Origin of the sequence: Pseudoclavibacter sp. Z016, from assembly GCF_002931215.1 — a bacterium.
Lineage (GTDB): Bacteria > Actinomycetota > Actinomycetes > Actinomycetales > Microbacteriaceae > Pseudoclavibacter.
In genome coordinates this window covers 13,318-30,429 of sequence record NZ_PSTU01000023.1, presented here as the reverse complement: position 1 = coordinate 30,429, position 17,112 = coordinate 13,318, and the positions used below count along the sequence as shown (strand labels likewise).

At 69.3% G+C, this 17,112-nt stretch carries 16 protein-coding genes; 6 read left to right on the top strand and 10 right to left on the bottom strand.

Annotated elements, in window-relative coordinates; all coding sequences use genetic code 11:
• Window positions 1-39 precede the first annotated feature (39 nt).
• Entirely contained in the window at window positions 40-1,104 is a 1,065-nt protein-coding gene (locus tag C5B99_RS18170) for a hypothetical protein (RefSeq protein WP_104244713.1), read from the top strand.
• A 76-nt stretch (window positions 1,105-1,180) separates the two neighbouring features.
• Here C5B99_RS18170 and C5B99_RS18165 read toward each other — a convergent pair whose 3' ends face one another.
• From C5B99_RS18165 to C5B99_RS18150, 3 genes are all read right to left on the bottom strand, one after another.
• Complete coding sequence (locus C5B99_RS18165; RefSeq protein WP_146082059.1) at window positions 1,181-1,876, bottom strand: hypothetical protein; 696 nt, start codon at window positions 1,874-1,876, stop codon at window positions 1,181-1,183.
• A gap of 884 nt (window positions 1,877-2,760) precedes the next feature.
• Complete coding sequence (locus C5B99_RS18155) at window positions 2,761-3,168, bottom strand: cupin domain-containing protein (protein WP_258063557.1); 408 nt, start codon at window positions 3,166-3,168, stop codon at window positions 2,761-2,763.
• A complete protein-coding gene (locus C5B99_RS18150) occupies window positions 3,165-4,598 on the bottom strand; it encodes an FAD-binding oxidoreductase (protein WP_104244707.1) in 1,434 nt (477 codons plus the stop codon). Before C5B99_RS18150 ends, C5B99_RS18155 begins: the two co-directional genes overlap by 4 nt.
• 216 nt (window positions 4,599-4,814) lie before the next feature.
• Between C5B99_RS18150 and C5B99_RS18145 the strand changes: the two genes are divergently transcribed.
• Together C5B99_RS18145 and C5B99_RS18140 are read left to right on the top strand one after the other, a co-directional pair.
• The gene (locus C5B99_RS18145; RefSeq protein WP_104244779.1) at window positions 4,815-5,456 is read left to right on the top strand and encodes a DUF937 domain-containing protein; all 642 of its coding nucleotides are present in this window, start codon (window positions 4,815-4,817) and stop codon (window positions 5,454-5,456) included.
• Window positions 5,457-5,662: 206 nt separating this feature from the next.
• Window positions 5,663-6,589: a hypothetical protein gene (locus tag C5B99_RS18140; RefSeq protein ID WP_146082058.1), complete on the top strand. Its 927-nt coding sequence runs from the start codon at window positions 5,663-5,665 to the stop codon at window positions 6,587-6,589.
• Between the two features lie 47 nt (window positions 6,590-6,636).
• Here C5B99_RS18140 and C5B99_RS18135 read toward each other — a convergent pair whose 3' ends face one another.
• Window positions 6,637-6,969 (bottom strand): nuclear transport factor 2 family protein, encoded by a 333-nt coding sequence (locus C5B99_RS18135; protein ID WP_104244703.1) that lies wholly within the window; start codon window positions 6,967-6,969, stop codon window positions 6,637-6,639.
• Window positions 6,970-7,171: 202 nt separating this feature from the next.
• Here C5B99_RS18135 and ectB point away from each other — a divergent pair, with 202 nt between their 5' ends.
• The gene (gene ectB, locus C5B99_RS18130) at window positions 7,172-8,497 is read left to right on the top strand and encodes a diaminobutyrate--2-oxoglutarate transaminase (RefSeq protein WP_104244701.1); all 1,326 of its coding nucleotides are present in this window, start codon (window positions 7,172-7,174) and stop codon (window positions 8,495-8,497) included.
• Between the two features lie 178 nt (window positions 8,498-8,675).
• Here ectB and C5B99_RS19095 read toward each other — a convergent pair whose 3' ends face one another.
• Together C5B99_RS19095 and C5B99_RS18120 are read right to left on the bottom strand one after the other, a co-directional pair.
• Entirely contained in the window at window positions 8,676-9,467 is a 792-nt protein-coding gene (locus tag C5B99_RS19095) for a hypothetical protein (RefSeq protein WP_146082057.1), read from the bottom strand.
• A 16-nt stretch (window positions 9,468-9,483) separates the two neighbouring features.
• Window positions 9,484-10,218 (bottom strand): SDR family oxidoreductase, encoded by a 735-nt coding sequence (locus C5B99_RS18120; protein WP_104244697.1) that lies wholly within the window; start codon window positions 10,216-10,218, stop codon window positions 9,484-9,486.
• 178 nt (window positions 10,219-10,396) lie between these two features.
• Here C5B99_RS18120 and C5B99_RS19520 point away from each other — a divergent pair, with 178 nt between their 5' ends.
• Complete coding sequence (locus C5B99_RS19520; RefSeq protein WP_219819677.1) at window positions 10,397-11,182, top strand: HNH endonuclease family protein; 786 nt, start codon at window positions 10,397-10,399, stop codon at window positions 11,180-11,182.
• Between the two features lie 61 nt (window positions 11,183-11,243).
• Here the strand turns inward: C5B99_RS19520 and C5B99_RS18110 are convergent, their stop codons facing one another.
• A complete protein-coding gene (locus C5B99_RS18110; RefSeq protein WP_104244695.1) occupies window positions 11,244-12,785 on the bottom strand; it encodes a serine hydrolase in 1,542 nt (513 codons plus the stop codon).
• A gap of 184 nt (window positions 12,786-12,969) precedes the next feature.
• Between C5B99_RS18110 and pdxY the strand changes: the two genes are divergently transcribed.
• A complete protein-coding gene (gene pdxY / locus C5B99_RS18105; RefSeq protein WP_104244693.1) occupies window positions 12,970-13,821 on the top strand; it encodes a pyridoxal kinase PdxY in 852 nt (283 codons plus the stop codon).
• A gap of 147 nt (window positions 13,822-13,968) precedes the next feature.
• On the opposite strand, the gene C5B99_RS18100 is transcribed toward pdxY, so the two are convergent.
• From C5B99_RS18100 to C5B99_RS18090, 3 genes are read right to left on the bottom strand one after another with little or no spacing between them, the layout of a single operon-like run.
• Window positions 13,969-15,177, bottom strand: a complete 1,209-nt coding sequence (locus C5B99_RS18100) for an amidohydrolase family protein (RefSeq protein ID WP_104244691.1) — start codon at window positions 15,175-15,177, stop codon at window positions 13,969-13,971.
• Complete coding sequence (locus C5B99_RS18095; RefSeq protein WP_146082056.1) at window positions 15,174-15,689, bottom strand: GAF domain-containing protein; 516 nt, start codon at window positions 15,687-15,689, stop codon at window positions 15,174-15,176. Before C5B99_RS18095 ends, C5B99_RS18100 begins: the two co-directional genes overlap by 4 nt.
• Window positions 15,686-17,086 carry an MFS transporter gene (locus C5B99_RS18090; RefSeq protein ID WP_104244687.1) on the bottom strand — a complete coding sequence of 467 codons (1,401 nt, stop codon included), beginning with the start codon at window positions 17,084-17,086 and terminating at the stop codon, window positions 15,686-15,688. The genes C5B99_RS18095 and C5B99_RS18090 overlap by 4 nt, the downstream gene beginning before the upstream one ends.
• Window positions 17,087-17,112 lie beyond the last annotated feature (26 nt).

Genomic DNA, 17,112 nt, shown 5'->3' with positions numbered 1-17,112 from the left:
AAGCTGAACTCGAGAAGCACTCGGGGAGAAGGAGCCACGATGCAGCACCACGCTTTGGAACCTGAAGCGACCGGAACCGTCGGCGCCGGAGCCGAATGGCTGCACGACGCGAATGGCGCGCGCTCGCAGGCAGACCCGCTGCGCTGCGAGTTCGCGGGCTGGCTGGGCGATGAACTCGTCAGCGTGCTTCCGGACTTCGTCGTCACGGGCGCACTCGCCGACGCGTTGCGCGCCTCGGACCTCACTGGGTTCGAGCTGCGCGAGGCGACCGTCACGAAGTCGCCGGAGTTCGTCTCGTACGCGGGTGCGTTCCCGGAGCGCTGGGAGCGGCTCGCGCCCACCGGCCGTCCGGACACGGACGACGACTTCGCCCAGCGAGATGGGATGCTGCTGGTCAGCGAGCGAGCCCTCTCGCTCCTCAACGGACACCGCATCGTCGAAGCGCAGCTCGCGGCGGCAGGAGAGACTGCCGAGGCATCGCGGTTCGCGCGGCACCGCGAGGAAGCACGAGCAGCCGCGCTGCTTCGCGAGCAAGCCGCGCAGGACTCCGAGGCCGACGAGGATGCCCGGGAAATCGCTCGCCTCACCGCGCTCGTCGACGCGCTCGACCCAACCTCATCCACGCCGCCGACGATGCGGGTCAACGGCGACGCGAAGCGCACGGTGGCCGGAGACCTCACGCTTGCGGCGGCCGCGCTGGGCAAGAAGATCGAGGATCCCGCGGCCCTCGCGCTGCTCCGGCTCATCGACGGACCGATCGAGATCAACCGCTCGGGCGCGTACCAGTGCGCCTACCGGAGCACCGATCGTTCCCTCATCGTGGGAATGAAGGGCGGCGCGGTGAAATGCGTCGAGCTCGTCTTCCACCCGCACCGGAACGCCCCGGAAGCCAACTACCCGCGCACGTCGTACCTGATCACGGGGCTCTCCCCGTTCACGCGCGAAGGAGTCCTCGAGCACCTCGGTGCCCCGAAGGAGGCCCTCCCTCCGGACGAAGACGAGCGAAGCCGCGACGAGTACCGAATCGGCCGTCAGCGCGTGATGCTGTACTGGAGAGGCCAGGACTACTCGCCGCGGTCGGTGATGGTCGGCCGGAAGGGCTGAGGGCTGCGGGCTGCGGGCTGCCACCAGCACCAGCTTCGACGTCGTGCCCGCTGGCGCCGGGCGGAGCCGCAGCCCGCTACGCACCACGCGCCTCAGCTCTGTGCAGCGCGGCGCGCACTTGGTCCACGAAGCGTGTCGGCGTCGGCCAGAGCTGCGCCGCGGTGGCCCTGATGGCAAACCAGTCGATTTCCTGCAGACGGTTGACGCGCCCGATGTCCTTCCGCCACTGTCGCTTGTCGGTCCGATGATGGTCACCCTCATATTCGATGGCGATTCTCTGCGCCCGATAGGCGAGGTCGACCCGTCCCACGAACTCCGGACCATTCCACACTTCGACGCCGACTTCCGGCTCCGGCAGGCCGGCGGCGACGATCACCAGCCGGGTCCAGGTCTCCATCGGAGATTCCACTCCGAGACGAATCCGCGCGGCGGCGACCCTCAGCGACGCTCCCCCTTCGCGATTGCCCCAGGCATCCGCGATGCCGGTCAGCTCCTCGAGTGAAGCAAGTGGCGGCGCTGTCCGCGCGCCGTCGGACGGCGCGTTCGGCCGGACCAGCCGCTCGTAGTTCGTGGAGGTCGCGACGAGTGCATCGCCGAGCACGACCAGCTCGGAGACCTCGAGATGTCTCGCGGCCGTCGCCCAGGTCAGCGCCGGCGGGGCGACTGGCACGCCGTGCAGGTCGCGGGCATCCCAAAACTGTTCATGGATGCTTCGCGACCGGATTCCGCGCCCCGCCGGCCGGTTCCGGCCCGCCGGGACGAGGACGTGCACCGTGGAGTCGCCGTCGAGGCGACGCGGGACGGGGAGACCCCAGACGCGTGCAGCGCTCACGCCGCCGAGAACACTCCGTTCCCTGAGGCGCGGCACGAACGCCTGCGCGATCTCGAGGGGCGTGGTTGCGATCCCGCGCATTCGCACGCCTCGGTGCGGGCTCGTGAACTCCGCTGAGTTCAGCTGGCCCGCCGTCATTCCCGCGCGACGCCCGTCCCCGACGCTGAAGGAACCGGCTGCGGCGCCATCCGGCAGATTCTCGGGTCCAGACATGCGGCCAGAGTACGGACGCGCGCCGTCTCCTCCGCGTTATCCACAGTCGGGATGCCGCCCGCGTCGCACCGGTGCGCCTGTGGCGCGGGCGCGGGCGCGGTGTCCCCGTCCCCGGCGGCTCGGCGGCTCGGCGGCTTGGTGGTTCGGTGACTCCGTGGCTCGGTGGCTCGGTGCCTCCGTGGCTCGGTGGCTCGGTGCCGGCTCAGGAAAGGCTCGTGCGGGGCTTTCGCGACGCTGATGGGTTTCTCGGATGCACGTGATGGGTTTCGGCGACCGGTGATGGGTAAAAACCCATCACGGTCACCGAAAGCCATCACGACCCCGGCGTCAGCGGCAGGCGCGGCCCGGGACAAAGGGAGGCGCGGGGCCGGTGCCTCGTGCCGCTGCCTGAGATCCGCCCTTGGCAGCACGCTGAAGGGTTTTCGCGACACGGATGGGTTTTTGCGACGCTGATGGGTTTCTCGGATGCACGTGATGGGTTTCGGCGACCGGTGATGGGTAAAAACCCATCACGGTCACCGAAAGCCATCACGGCCAAGGCAGGGCGGCGGAAGCAGAAGCGGCGGCGGAAGCCGAAGCGGCGGCGGAAGCAGAAGCCGCCCCCGCCGCCGCTAGCTGCCGCTCTCCACGAGGTACAGCTTGCGCAGGGGCGCGCCGGTGACGGTCCACCGGGTGCGCATCCCTTCACCGAGTCGCACGATGGAGCCGGGTTCGAGGTCGATCGAGGGCAGTTCCGGCTCGAGGAACTCGACCGTCGCCGTGCCGCTGATGACGAGGAACACCTCGTCGGCCTCGACGTCGAGCATCGACCCGGCAGACATCTCCCACAGCCCGAACTCCGCGCCCGCGAAGGCACCGAGGTCGAGGGCGGCGGTCGTCGGCTCGCCGCTCACCTTCTGCCAGCCCTCGACGGAGTCGTGCGACAGGGATGCACCCCGCGCGTGCACGACTGAACCGGGGAGCATCCCACTCACGGCTGCGGCCTCGGCATCCGCCTCACGAGCAGCGTCGCCGCTCACGAGTCGAACCCCAGCCCGACTGCGTCCATCGTCTTCAGCCACAGTCCGCGCTTGCCTTCGTTGCGGTCGGCGCGCGCCATCTCGGCGAGCGACACCTTCGCGCCGAACGACGCGAACGGCTCCGGCGGGAACGGCAGCGGCTTCTTCTTCACGAAGTCCATGCGCGTGCGCTCGGTCTCCTCGCCGCTCAGCAGGTCGAGGAGCACGTTCGCCGCGTACCTGGTCGCGCCGACGCCGAGGCCTGTGAAACCGGCGGCATGCGCGACGCGGCCGTCGTACTCGGTGTCGAAGAAGGAGAAGAAGCGCGTGCACGTGTCGATGACGCCGCCCCACTTGTGGGAGAAGCCGAGCCCCTCCAGCTGCGGGTAGGTGGCGATGAAGTGCGCCGCGAGCTTCTCGAACGTCTCGGGGCGCTGGTCGTACTCCTTCTTGATGCGCCCGCCGTAGTTGTATACGGCGTCGTACCCGCCGTAGAGGATGCGCGTGCGGCCATCCGCATCCGTCACCAGTCGCGAGTAGTGGAAGCGGTTGTTGAGGTCGGTGATGCCCTGGCGCCGCTTCCAGCCGATCGATTCGAGATGCTCGTCGCTCAACGGGTTCGTCATGAGCACGTAGTCGTAGACGGGGACCGTGTAGAAGCGGTCGCGCTTGATGAGCGCGGGGAACGCGTTCGTGCCGAGGGCCACGCGCTGCGCGTAGACGCTGCCCTCGTCGGTCCCGACCGTGATCCCGCCCCCGTCGGCGTCGAGCGAACGGACCGGGGTGTTCTCGAAGATCGCGACGCCCATGCCGAGCACCACGCGCCGCAGCTCCCACACGAGCTTCGCGGGGTTCACGAGCGACGTGCCCTCGCGTTCGTAGTTCGCTGCAAGGAACAGCGGAGAAGCGACTTCCGACTGCAGCGCCCGCCGGTCGAGGAACTCGAGCCCGGAGTCGCCAGCAGCATCGTGTTCGAGCTCCGGCACCTGATGCGATTCGGTGGCGACGTTGAGCACACCCGTCTCCTCGTAATCGCAGTCCATGCTGTAGCGCTTCACGGCCTCGCCGATCTCGCGCAGGTTCTCCAGGCCGAGGGCCTCGAGCTTCGGGTACTCGTGCGGCAGACGTTCCTTGCCGTTCGATTCGCCGTGCGTGAGGCTCGCCTCGCAGAACCCTCCGTTGCGGCCGGACGCCGCCCAGCCGACGCGCCTGCCCTCGAGCAGCACGACCTTTCGCTTCGGGTCGCGTTCTTTTGCGAGCAGTGCGGTCCACAGCCCCGTGTATCCGCCGCCCACGATGACGAGGTCCGCGGTGATCTTCCCCCGCAACGGGGGCAGTGCCGCTGGGCGGCCGGGGTCGTCGAGCCAGTACGTTGCGGCCTTCGCGCCAGCGAGCGCCGCGGCGACGCGCTCCTGGCTGATCTCAGCTTCTGCTCGATCGAACGTGGTCATTGATGTCCTCCGGGTGGGGGTCTTGGCCATCTGCTTGTTCGTGTCTACCCTGCAGACCTACCGTTTGGGTGGACGCTGTGTCGGTTCGTGGTTGAGACCTTCGACGAACCGTCCGACAAGCTCAGCACGATGCACGGCGGATCCACCACCCCCACCGCTACCCTCGGGCTCACGTGGCCCCACGATCGGTGCCGCGCCATCGATCAAGGGGAACTCATGACCGACCTCACTGAACTGCTCGCGCTCATCCCGGTGGACGACATCGCCGGCAAGCTCGGCGTCGACAAGCAGACCGCGCAGCAGGGGATCCAGGCAGCGTTGCCGACCCTCATCGGCGGACTGCAGGCCAACGCGGCCGACCCCGCCGGGGCCGCATCGCTCGAGCATGCGCTGGCGAAGAAGGACACGACCCTCGTCGACGGCCGTGTCTCGATCGCCGACATCGACACGAACGACGGCCAGAAGATCGTCGACAACGTGTTCGGCAGCAACACCGACCAGGTCGCCGCCGCCCTCGGCTCGGCACCAGGCGGCCAGACCTCCGGCCTCGTGCAGAAGCTGCTCCCGATCCTCGCGCCCATCGTGCTCGCGTGGCTCGCGAAGAAGTTCCTCGGCGGCCAGCAGGGCGCATCCACCACGGCGGGCGCGAGCTCCGGCGGCGGCCTCGAGGACCTCCTCGGCGGGATCCTCGGCGGCGGTTCGGCGTCCGGCAGCAAGGCGGGCGGCGCGGCAGGCGGCGGGCTCGGCGACATCCTGGGCGGAATCCTCGGCGGCGCCGCAGGCGGCTCGGGCGGCGCTGCGGGCGGCGGCGGGCTCGGCGACATTCTCGGCGGGCTGCTGGGCGGCGGCAAGCGCTAGGCGCATCGAGCGCGGATGCGCGGGAGGGCCCGCGAGCCCGGCTCCCCCCTCCCGCGTGCCCGCAGCCTGACTCCAGGCGCGTTCCGATCCGGCCGCTGCTTCGAAACGAGACCACCATCACCACTGCCAGCACCGAGGACCTGTGGGCAGCAATTGCGTTCGCCGCCTTCCTGATCATCACCGCATCCGCGATCGCGCTTCTCCTGATGAAATTGCCGATCTCTCCGGGCTCGAGACTGCCGCTGACGCCACTCGCCGCGCAGCACCGTCTGAAACGACTCGACGACGACAGCCGCGGCTGGGAGACAGCCTTCGCTGGCGAGCTCCTCTGGCTGGCGCACCGCGGGATGCTGCGCATCCACGAGGTCGACGACGCGGGTGGCGCGGCGAGAATCACCGACGCGGGCTACCGGCCCCCGGTTGCGACGGGGTGGGAGGTCGAGTTCCTCGGCGACGATCCGCTGCTGCCTGCCTGGTCGCAGGCTGTCGTGGACACCTACTTCCCATCGGGGACACGCCGGCCAGCGGACCGGGCGCGAGTCGACCGCACCGGCAGGGACGATCCTGCCCGCAGAGCGGCGCTGAAGACGAGCGTCATCGCCGAACTCGACCGCCACCGCGTCGACACGTCGGCCCGCGGCACCTGGGTGTCGCGGCTCCTCGGGAGCCCATACAGCCGCGCCTTCGCGGGCCTCCTGGTGGTGCCGATCGGCTTGCTGCTGCTGGCCCCTCTGCTCCCCGCCTGGGCGGTGCCCGTCTACCTCGCGGCGCTCGCCGTCGTCGTCGCACTCACCTTCGTGCGGTCACCCCTGCAACGCCGCTGGTCGAAGCTCTGGGACCGATACCGCGAAGAGAGCCAGTACCTCCACGAGCTACCGCTCGGCGAGCGCGGCGCGGGACCCACGAGAGTCGTCTACCTCGAAACGTTCGCCGAGAACCTCGGCTTCGCCGACGTCGTCCTGTACGGCCTATCTGAAGATGTGGCCCGCGGATACGCGCAACAAGCCGACATCATGGTGCGAGAAGGGCTGCTGGAGAGCATCCAGCCAGCCTGGCTGGTCCCTCAGCGCCAACGGGTCACGCCGAGCCAGCTCACCGATCTCGTCGACGGATTCCTCTTCACCGTGCGCTGAGCGCCACCCCCTGCAGAATCCGCACCGCCAGGCCGCGCATCGGCCGACTAGCGGTGCGACGGGATGCTGAACCGCTTGATCTTGTCACCCTCGACAGTCACGAACGCGCGCGAGGTGCCGTTGAAACGGTTGCTGCGCCAGTCGAAGAACAACTCGGTCGTGTCGCCCTCGGTAGTCGACTCCTTGATGACCATCTGAGCGCTCTGCCCGATGGCGTCACTCTGCGCCCAGCTGCTGACACCCTCTCGCCCCTCGAGCACGCGGCCCCAGTCATCGACGCAGCCGTCTTCGGCGAACGCGTCGACGAACGCCTGCTCATCCCCGTCGTTGATCGCATCGACAAGGGCCTGCACCGGCGCAGGCACTGTGATTTCAGTCATGGAACCCCCATCTCGTTGCGGACGATCGCCGCCCGAACGGCCACAATGTAGCAAGCCAGCCTCCGGATTCCCGGGCATAGCCGTAAGCTCAGAATCTCAGGATGCGCGGCGACCAGCCCCACGCATCCGCCCTGCGGCTCCATAAAGGCAAGCCCGGCCCGTCACAAACGGGCCCCGTCAACAAGCAGAAGGTGAACTGAGCATGAGCGACTTCTCGCCCCTTGAAGTATTTGACCGTCGCGAGTCAGAAGTCCGCGGATACATCCGCTCATTCCCCGTGGTGTTCGACCGCGCATCCGGTTCGACCCTCGTGACGGCAGACGGCGACGAATACCTCGACTTCTTCGCGGGAGCGGGCGTGCTCAACTACGGGCACAACAACCCCCTCTTCACGAAGGCGCTCGTCGAGTACATCGAACACGGCGGCATCCTCCACGGCCTCGACATGGCGACCTCCGCGAAGCGGGCGTTCATCGAAGCGTTCGAGCAGTACGTGCTCGAGCCGCGCGGCTACGACTACAAGATCCAGTTCACCGGCCCCACCGGCGCCAACGCCGTCGAGGCGGCCCTCAAGGTCGCGCGCCAGGCGACGGGGCGCACGAACGTGGTCGCGTTCACGAACGGCTTCCACGGCCTCAGCCTCGGCGCGGTGGCGGTCACCGGCAACAAGAAGTACCGGGACGCCGCCGGGACGACCCTTGGCGACGTCACCCGCCTCCCCTTCGAGGGATACCTGGGCGACAAGCTCGACACGCTCGACCTGTTCGAGAAGATGCTCGACGACACCGGCAGCGGCCTCGACCTGCCCGCCGCCGTCATCGTCGAAGCCATCCAGGGTGAGGGCGGCATCAACGTCGCGAGCCCCGAATGGCTGCGACGCCTCCGCACGATCACGGAAGAGCGCGGCATCCTGCTGATCCTGGACGAGATCCAGGCCGGCATCGGCCGCAGCGGATCCTTCTTCGCGTTCGAAGAGTCTGGCATTGTCCCCGACCTCGTCACGGTGTCGAAGTCGATCTCCGCATCCGGCCTGCCCATGTCGCTGGTCCTCCTCCGCCCCGCAGTGGATGTGTGGAAGCCGGGCGCCCACACGGGAACCTTCCGCGGCAACAACCTCGCATTCGTCACGGCACGCGTCGCGCTCGAGCAGTACTGGGCTGACGACGTGTTCATGACGACGGTCGCGGAGCGTTCCGCCGAACTGCGCGCTGGCCTCGAGAGCATCGCCGCCGACTACCCGCAGCTCGGCCTCACGGTGCGCGGCCGCGGCCTCATGTACGGCATCGTCAGCCTCGACGACCGCGACCTGCCTTCGCGCATCTCCGCCGAGGCGTTCCAGCGCGGACTCGTCATCGAGACCGCGGGCGCTTTCGAAGAGGTCCTCAAGTTCCTCCCGGCGCTCACGCTCACGAGCGACGAGCTGCAGACGGGTCTCCGCATCGTGCGCGAGAGCCTCGACGCGGTCCTCTCCGGTGACGACTCCGAAGCCGAGCACGCCGTGGAAGACCACGCCGCCTCGCACGCGTAGCTGCTCGCAGCACTCGACAGACGCGCCCCCGGCCCGACCTTCACGGTCGCCGGGGGCGCGTCTCTGTCTCTGCGCCCCGGGCACAGACAAGTCACCCAGGAACACCCTCCGCGCGCCGGCAACATGCTTCTGGCTCGCTCCTGTGGCTGTGGCTGTGGGGGCGGGAGTGGGAGTGGGGTCAGCTGCTTCGGGGTCCGCGGCCGCTGAACGTCGACCCGTACTGGTGCGGCGCTGGAACGGAGGCTTCTGGATCAGACGCCGCGGCAGGCGCTGGCGCAGGAGGGACAAGGTCAGGCGCCGCCGGTCGTTGAGCAGACTCGACCGGAGCTGGCGGAGCGGGCGCGTACCGAGGCGGGGCTGGAGGAGCCTGCGCCCCTCGGTCCTGTGCCCCTCCGCCATGGGCCGTGAGCCCCGGAACTCCGGACTCCGCGACGCCGGGCGCGCGCACCGCGAACCCCTGTCCTGCAGCTCCCTCTCTTGCAGCTCCCTGTCCTCCAGCTCCCTGTCCTCCAGACCACGGAGCTCCGGGCACCGGCGCTCCAGGCCCGCGCACCCCAGACTCCGGCACCGCAGACTCCGGCACGCCAGACCCCGGCAACCCAGACCCCGGGGTTCCAGACGCGCGCTGCACTGAAGCCGACAGCCAGGCGGCCTGCCGTTCGGCAGGGCGCGGCGCCGCCGCCCAGGGCGATGGCTTCGCAGGTGCGCCGCTCGGGGCATCCGGTACCGCTTGCTGCACAGAGAGCCCAAGGAGGGAGATGCCGCCGCTCGTGTCGGTGTCCTCGTGCAGGCCTGCGATGCCCGCATCGACAGCCCTGCGGCGCTCGGCCTTCCGGAGGTCCGACGCGGCCTTCGCCTTCTTCGCCCGGTGTCGCTGCACGAAGATCGCGACGAGCAGGCCGAGGCCGAGCACGAGCACGACGAGCAGCGCGAACGCGACGATGGTGAAGATCTGGTTGGTGCCGCCCATGGTCTGGTCCGCGTCCTCAGCGCATCGGGCGGATCTTGAGCTCGTCGACCGCCCCGCCAGCTGGAGTGTCGACGGCGAGGCGTACAGCTTGGGCGACGGCCTGGGGGGTCAGGTAGCGCTCCCGCTCGTAGCTGCCGTGCTCGAGCTGGCGCAGCTCCCGCTGCATGTCAGTGTCGACGCGTCCCGGGTGGATGCTCGACACGCGGACGCCGTGTTCGCGTTCCTCCTCGCGGAGCGCGTCCGTCAGCGCGCGCAGCGCGAACTTCGTGCCGCTGTAGACGCTCGTGCCCGCGCCGCTCGCGTAGCCGGAGCCTGAGTTGATCATGACGATCGTGCCCTCGCTCGAGCGGATGAGCGGCAGCAGGAGGCGGGTGAGGTCGGCGACCGCGAACACGTTGAGTTCGAAGGCGCGGCGGAAGCGCTCGCGTGAGCTCTCGGCGATCGCGTCGTGCCCGCCGAGCACGGCCGCCGAGTGCACGAGCACGTCGAGACGGCGGATGCTGCGGGTCGCCTCGGCAAGCTGACGCTCGTCGTAGAGGTCGGCAACGAACGGGGTGGCTCCGGGAATGCGCGCCGCGGCTTCGGCAACCGCGCGCGGCTCCCTGCCGCCGACCAGGACGTGGTGGGTGCGACCGAGCTCCTGCGCGATGGCCTCGCCGATGCCGCGCGTTGCGCCCGTGACGAGGGCAACAGGTCGCTGGGAGTCGCCTTCGGACCCAGCGGGTGAGCCGGTCTGGCCTACTTCAGTCATGGATGTTCCCCCGGGGGTGTGCGGCGTGTGACCGCGGGCAGCCGCGGCTCCCACATTCTGCCACCGTCATGCCAGGCGCTCCCTCTGAGTCCGCGCACGAGGAGAGGAGGTGAGCTTCGTGCTCGGTGCCCCGCCCTGTGGCAGTCTTGAGCGGCAGACCCGCTCGAGAAAGCTCCAAGTGCCTCCCACCTCCTCGCCCACCGCGCGCCGCTCCGTTCACCGTTCCGGCCGCCGTGCGCTCGCGGCCGCGGCGCTCATCGGCGTCGCTGCCCTGCTCGCGGGATGCACGCCCCTCGCCCCTCCGGCGACGTCGCCCGCAGACGGCAGCACCGCTCCCGAGTCCAGCCAGCTCGTCGACCTCGCCGGCGAGGTCGAGGCCGCCGCCGAGGGTGACGATCCGGCATCCTTCGCCGCTGATGCCCTCGACGTGCTCGGCGAGCTCGACGTCGCTCCGCGCGACGAATGGCAGGAGTTCGACCGCGAGGGCTCGTTCGGCGAGGGCTGGCAGGACCCGGACGGCAACGGCTGCGACGCTCGCAACGACGCACTGGCCGCATCCATGACCGAGGTCAACCGCAACCGAGACGGCTGCCGAGTCGACACGGGCGTCTTCGTCGACCCGTACTCGGGGGACGAGATCGACTTCCAGCGGGGTCCCGACACGAGCCCGCTCGTGCAGATCGACCACGTCGTGGCGCTCGCGAATGCGTGGCGCACTGGCGCGAAGGATCTGTCGTTCGAGGAGCGGGTGGAGCTGTCGAACGACCCCATGAACCTGCAGGCGACGGCGGGGTGGGTGAACGACGACAAGAAGAGTCAGGATGCGGCGAACTGGCTGCCACCCCAGGAGTCGTACCACTGCACCTACGTTGCACGGCAGATCGTCGTGAAGGCCACCTACCGCCTCTGGGTGACGCAGGCCGAGCACGATGCGATGCGCGACGTGCTCGAGGGCTGCGCGTAAGCGCGACCTCGAGCACGCCGCGCCGGTCGGGTGCGGCCCGCCGGTGCACTGACGTCTCAGCTCAGATGACGAGCAGCGTCGACCCGAGGATGAGCAGCACCACGGCGAGGCCGACCCAGCTGAGCCAGGCCCATCTCTTAGGCTGGAAGCGGAGCGCTGGAGAGCGCAGCACGCCGACCGCGACCGCCGCGAGCGCTGGTGCCAGAGCGAGCCCGAACGCCCAGCCGCCGACGCTCGCCCATGGTCCAGCGAACCAGAGGCTGACGAGGCCCGCGGCGGCGAGCAGCAGCCAGTTCACGATGGGCAGCGCCGCCTTCGAGCGGAACGCGAAGAGCAGGGCGAGACCCGAGGCGAGCACAGCGAATCCGAACGTCACCCACAGCAGGAGCGAGCCCTGCGCGCCGAGGTCGGGCACCTCGGCTCCGCTGAGCAGCGACACGGCGATGGGGTCGACGACCTGCTGCGTGTTCCCCAGCACGACGACCGCCTTCTGCGCTTCGCGGTCGATCATGACGACGGAGGCGAACCCACCGGTTCCGCCGCTGTGCCAGGTGAGCGTCGGATTCGAGTCGGCCGTGGGGTTCGTGACCTGCGTGCTCTGCCAGACCCAGCCGATGTCGCTGCCTTCGGCGAACTGCGCCGTCGGCTCGAGCGCCGACGCGCCAGGTGCGGAGCCGTCGAGGTTGGCGGCAGCCCACGCGGCGAGGTCGTCGATGTCGATTGTCGTCGAGGATCCGGTCGGCGCGTACCCCTCGCCCCACCAGTGATCGGTCGAAGCGCCGTTGGTGAGGAAGCCTGGGGTGGTCTCGGCCGGCACCTCGGCCTCGGTCGTGGCGATCGTCGTCGACTGCATGCCGACGGGCCCGAGCACGCGCTCCTCGAGCAGCGACGGGTAGCTCTCGGCGCCCGACGCGTTGACGAGGGCCGTGCCGAGGAGCGCCACTCCGAGATTCGAGTAGACGGGGCCCTGCGCGGGGTCGACGGGAGCGGAGGCCGCGTCGGCGATCATGGCCTCGCGCGTCTGCGGGCCGTAGGGGTTGCCTCCGGAGAGGGAAGCCGCGAGCGACTCGATGGCGAAGGCCGGGCCGAGGCGCGGGAGGCCGGAGCTGTGCTGGGCGAGGCTCGCGAGCGTCACCTCACCGGCCGGAGTCCCTTCGAGCTCGGGGATGTGCGTCGAGAGCGGGTCTTCGGCGCCCACCTCTCCGCGTTCGATCGCATCGGCGAACAGCGCGGCGGTGAAGGTCTTCGTGACCGAACCCAGCTCGTAGAGCGTCTCGTTAGTGGGCACTGGCCCGTTGCGGCCATCACCCGTCTTGCCCACCCCGGCCCACGTCGTGCTCTCCGGTGTGACCTCGGCGACGACGACGGAGCGGAAGCCGCCGTGCCCGCCCACCGCATCCACGACCCTGGCCGCGAGCGCCTCATCGCCGGCGACCTGCGTGCCGAGCGACTGACGCTGCGGGCCGACCACCATGCCGAGCACCACCGCGACGATCCCTGCCACGAGTGCCGTGATGACGAGGATGCGCTTCGCCGGACCTCTCGGTGCTTCTGCGATCTGCGGCGCCCCGGCAGGGTGCTCCTGCTGACGTTCGTGTGACATTCGCTTCCCCAGTTCTCGGCCGTGTTCCTGTCCCGTCCTCCAACGCTATGGGCAGCCACCGACACCGGCCTCGGCCGTGGGCGGGAGATGCATCCGCCCCACGTGGGAGATGCGGCGAGCAGCCGAACCCGTCGCATGGCGTCGCCCGAGCGCGCTGCGGCGCTCGGCGTGGCAAGATCGGGGGATGAAGATCCTGTCGATCCAGTCGTCGGTCGCCTACGGGCACGTGGGCAACTCGGCCGCCGTGTTCCCGCTGCAGCGCCTCGGACATGAGGTGTGGCCGGTTTCGACGGTCGTGTTCTCGAACCACACGGGCTACGGCGCGTGGCGCGGTCCGCTCCTTCCTGCGTCCGATGTGCGCGACGTCATCCTCGGCATCGAGGAGCGCGGCGCGCTCGCCCAGGTCGACGCGGTGCTGTCTGGCTACCTGGGTGGCGAGGAGATCGTGGATGTCGTCGTCGACGCGGTCAAGCGCACCAAGGAGCTCAACCCGGCGGCGAGCTACACGTGCGACCCCGTCATGGGCAACGCGAAGTCGGGCTGCTTCGTCGCTCCTGCGATCCCGGAGCTGATCCGTGAGCGGGTCGTGCCGGTCGCCGACATCCTCACCCCCAACCAGTTCGAGCTGGGTTTCCTCACGCGCACGACACCCGCGACGATCGAGGAGACCCTCGACTCGGTGCAGCGCGCCCGCGACCTCGGGCCGCGCACGGTGCTCGTCACGAGCGTCGAGCGACCCGACCGACCTGAGGGCACGATCGAGATGATGGCCGTCGACGATTCGGGGGCGTGGATCGTGCAGACCCCGTACCTGCCGTTCAAGGCGAACGGCTCCGGCGATGTCACGTCGGCCCTCTTCACGGCGCACTACCGCACGTCGGGCTCGGCAGCCGAGGCACTCTCCGCGACCGTCTCGAGTGTCTTCGATCTGCTGCAGACCACGCTCGACTCCGGCGAGCGCGAGCTGCAGATCGTCGCGGCTCAGGATGCGTTCGCGAACCCGCGCATGCAGTTCGAGGTGCGCGAGATTCGCTAGACAGCTGACGCGCGTCCGGGTACCCGCGCGCGCCCGGGCTGTCCTTCGCGTCCGAAGTTGTGGCGAAGTGCATCCGGTCGACGCCCGGACAGCACTCCGCCACAACTCTCGAGCCCCGAACCGCCGGGCCGGCCGGCGCCCGCCGTCCTAGACGCGCGTCCCGCCCTGCATGACCCAGTCGAGGCGCGACTCGGCGAGCACGCTCACGTCGTCGAGCGGGTCGGTGGATGCGGCGATCAGGTCGGCGTGTGCGCCCGGCGCGATCACGCCGAGCTCACCTTCGCGCTGGAGCAGGCGGGCGGCCGTGGTCGTCGCGCTGCGGATGATGTCGATGACGGGCATGAACTCGGCGCGCACCTCGAACTCGCGGGCCTGGTGGCGCTGCATGCCGCCGAGCAGGTCGCTGCCGTAGCAGAGGTTGACGCCGCCCTTGTGGGCCTTCTCGAGCGCGACCTTGCCGCCTTCGAGCACGTCGGAGACCTTCACCCAGTTGTCCTGCGGCAGGCCGTGCTCGCGGCCTTCCTCCATGAGCGCCCAGTAGGTGACGAGGTTCATGGTGAGGTAGGCGTCGTGCTCGAGGAAGAGCTCGATCGACTCGTCGTCGAGAAGGTTGCCGTGCTCGATGCCGCGCACGCCTGCCCGGAGGGCGCGGTTGATGGCGCGCGCGGTGTAGGCGTGTGCGGTCACGTAGCGGTTGGCGGCGGTCGCCTCCTCGACGACGGCCTCGATCTCCTCGACGGAGAACTGCGTGGAGTCGACGCGGTCGGTGGGCGAGGCGACTCCGCCACCGGCCATGATCTTGATGTGGTGCGCGCCGCGGCGGATCTCGTCTCGGGCCGCGTGCCGGACGGCGGAGATGCCATCCACGACCCTGCCGATGTGGGAGCACGTGTACTCGCCGTCATGGCTGTCGCGGCCCCGCGATCGCGGGTCGCCGTGCCCGCCGGTCTGCGAGAGCGCCTTGCCGCCGAAGAAGAGCCGTGGGCCTCGCACGAGGCCGTCGACCTGCGCGTCGTGCAGGCCGAAGTCGGCGCCGGCGACGTCGCGCACGGTCGTGAAGCCGCGGTCGAGCATCTCGCCCATGAGCTTCGCCGCCTGGAGCGCGACGTAGTTCGGCGATTCCTCACCCATCGAGGGCAGGTCTGCCGTGTGGGCGGTGACGTGCACGTGGCAGTCGATGAGGCCGGGCAGGAGGTATCGACCGGCTGCGTCGAGCTCCTCGACGCCGTCCTGCGCTTCGATCTGGCCACCGACCCGCTCGAAGCGCCCGTCGCGGATCGAGAGGTCGCCCGTGCGGTACTCCCCCGCGTCGACGTCGAGCCACGTGGCGTTGCGGATGATCAGGTTCGAGGTCATGCGGATGCTCCCTGCTGCTCGGCGCTCTCCACGCCGGTGTCGATGATCTGCACGGCGCGTTCCTGCGCCGTCGGCGTGTAGGTGCCCTCCGGGGCGCACATGTTGACGGTGGCGAGCGGGGTGCCGTCCGGGCCCGGGCCCAGGATGGGCACGTTGAGGATGGAGCCGCAGCCGAGGGCCTTGATCGTGCTCGCGTCGTCGAAGATGCGGTCGAGGTCTGCCGGGGTGGCACCGAGGAACGGCTCCCCCGAGTCGCGGCAGGCGGCGACCCAGTCTGGGGACACCTGCGTCGCGACCTGCTTCGTGCCGCCGACCGGGTACTCGTCGGCGTGCGACGAGTAGATGCGCTCCATGACGGCCCCGCCCTCGGTGAAGCGAAGGACCGTGAACAGCACGACCCCCACCTCCTGCTCGATCGTGTGGTGGATGCCCGCCCAATCCACCGCTTCCAGTGCCACCTCGCTGTTCCGTCCGAGTTCTCCGTTGCGCACTCGTTCTCCATTCGGGGTCATGCGTTGCTCTCCTTCTTCTCGATTGCCTGCTTGTCCGTGCCCTTGCCGCTTCCCGTGATGTCCTCGAGCGAGCGCCCGGCGGTGCGGACGGCGAAGAGGAGCGTGCAGGCGACGCCGATGACGAGCACGGTCGTGGTCATGCCGAACACTCCAACGAAGCCCCACTGGGCGGCGAAGGTGCCGATGATGATGGGGGCCGTGATCGAGCCGATGCGGCCGAACGACGAGCTCATCCCGACGCCGGTCGCGCGCAGCCAGGTCGGGAAGACCTCCGGCGTGTAGGCGTAGACGCCGGCGTAGGTGCCGTTGAGGAAGAACGAGAGGACGATGCCGGCGACCGTGACCATGATCGGGTCGTTGGCCTGGCTCATCCACAGTGCCGCACCGGCGGAGCCGATGAGGTAGAGCGCGATCGTGAACTTCCTGTCGAGCTTCTCGTTGAGGTACGCGGCGCTGAAGTAGCCGGGGATCTGTGCGAGGTAGATGTAGAGCGAGTACGTGAAGCTCGTCGTGACGTCGATGCCGCGGTCGACGAGGAGCGTCGGGATCCAGGTGAAGAAGCCGTAGTAGGAGAACGTGATGACGAACCAGATGAGCCAGGTCGTCGCCGTGATGCGCCACATCGTGCGGCCCCACAGGAACTTGACGGCCTTGATGAAGCCGAACTTGACGGGTGCTTCCTCTTCTGGCGCGTTCGGGTCGACGGCCGGGAGGTCCTTGCCGGTGGATGCGCGCACTCGGTCTTCGAAGCTCGCGACCACGGCTTCCGCTTCCGCGTGCCTGCCGACGCTGGCGAGGTAGCGCGGCGATTCGGGGAGCGAGCGTCGCCACCAGAGGAGCATGACGATGGGCAGGAAGGTGAGGACCTGCGCCCAGCGCCAGCCATCCTCTGAGGCGGGGACGACGAAGCGCCCGATGAGTGCGGCGGCGACGAACCCGAAGGAGAAGAACCCGGCGAGCGTGCCCACGAACCAGCCGCGTCGGTGCTTGGGCACGAACTCGGAGAGGAAGGGCGCGATGATGGCGCTCTCGGCTCCGGCTCCCATTCCGGCGAGGATGCGCATGAAGAGGAAGATCTCGAAGTTCCAGGAGAGGGCCGCGACGAGGGATGCGACCGCGTACAGCACCAGCGACCACATCATGACCTTCTTGCGGCCGATCTTGTCGCCGAGGTAGCCGGCGAGGAGGGCCCCGAAGAGGAACCCGAAGGGGGCGGCGGAGCCGACGAGGCCGAGCTGCGCGGCCTCGAGGCTGAAGACGTCGCGGACGCTCGGCATGAGGAAGGCGACGATCGCGCCGTCCATGCCGTCGAAGGTGTAGCCGAGCCCGCCGATGAGGAGGAGCGCGTAGTGGGGTTTGCTGATCGGCAGGCGATCGAGCCGTGCTGTGAGTGACAACGGGGTCTCCTGAGGGATCGGAACGT

Excerpts from the sequence above, each read along its gene's own strand:
- C5B99_RS18170 (WP_104244713.1), top strand. The coding sequence starts at position 40 with ATGCAGCACCACGCTTTGGAACCTGAAGCGACCGGAACCGTCGGCGCC.
- C5B99_RS18150 (WP_104244707.1), bottom strand. The coding sequence starts at position 4,598 with ATGACCACGTTCGATCGAGCAGAAGCTGAGATCAGCCAGGAGCGCGTC.
- C5B99_RS18145 (WP_104244779.1), top strand. The coding sequence starts at position 4,815 with ATGACCGACCTCACTGAACTGCTCGCGCTCATCCCGGTGGACGACATC.
- C5B99_RS18140 (WP_146082058.1), top strand. The coding sequence starts at position 5,663 with ATGAAATTGCCGATCTCTCCGGGCTCGAGACTGCCGCTGACGCCACTC.
- C5B99_RS18135 (WP_104244703.1), bottom strand. The coding sequence starts at position 6,969 with ATGACTGAAATCACAGTGCCTGCGCCGGTGCAGGCCCTTGTCGATGCG.
- ectB (WP_104244701.1), top strand. The coding sequence starts at position 7,172 with ATGAGCGACTTCTCGCCCCTTGAAGTATTTGACCGTCGCGAGTCAGAA.
- C5B99_RS19095 (WP_146082057.1), bottom strand. The coding sequence starts at position 9,467 with ATGGGCGGCACCAACCAGATCTTCACCATCGTCGCGTTCGCGCTGCTC.
- C5B99_RS18120 (WP_104244697.1), bottom strand. The coding sequence starts at position 10,218 with ATGACTGAAGTAGGCCAGACCGGCTCACCCGCTGGGTCCGAAGGCGAC.
- C5B99_RS18110 (WP_104244695.1), bottom strand. The coding sequence starts at position 12,785 with ATGTCACACGAACGTCAGCAGGAGCACCCTGCCGGGGCGCCGCAGATC.
- pdxY (WP_104244693.1), top strand. The coding sequence starts at position 12,970 with ATGAAGATCCTGTCGATCCAGTCGTCGGTCGCCTACGGGCACGTGGGC.
- C5B99_RS18100 (WP_104244691.1), bottom strand. The coding sequence starts at position 15,177 with ATGACCTCGAACCTGATCATCCGCAACGCCACGTGGCTCGACGTCGAC.
- C5B99_RS18095 (WP_146082056.1), bottom strand. The coding sequence starts at position 15,689 with ATGACCCCGAATGGAGAACGAGTGCGCAACGGAGAACTCGGACGGAAC.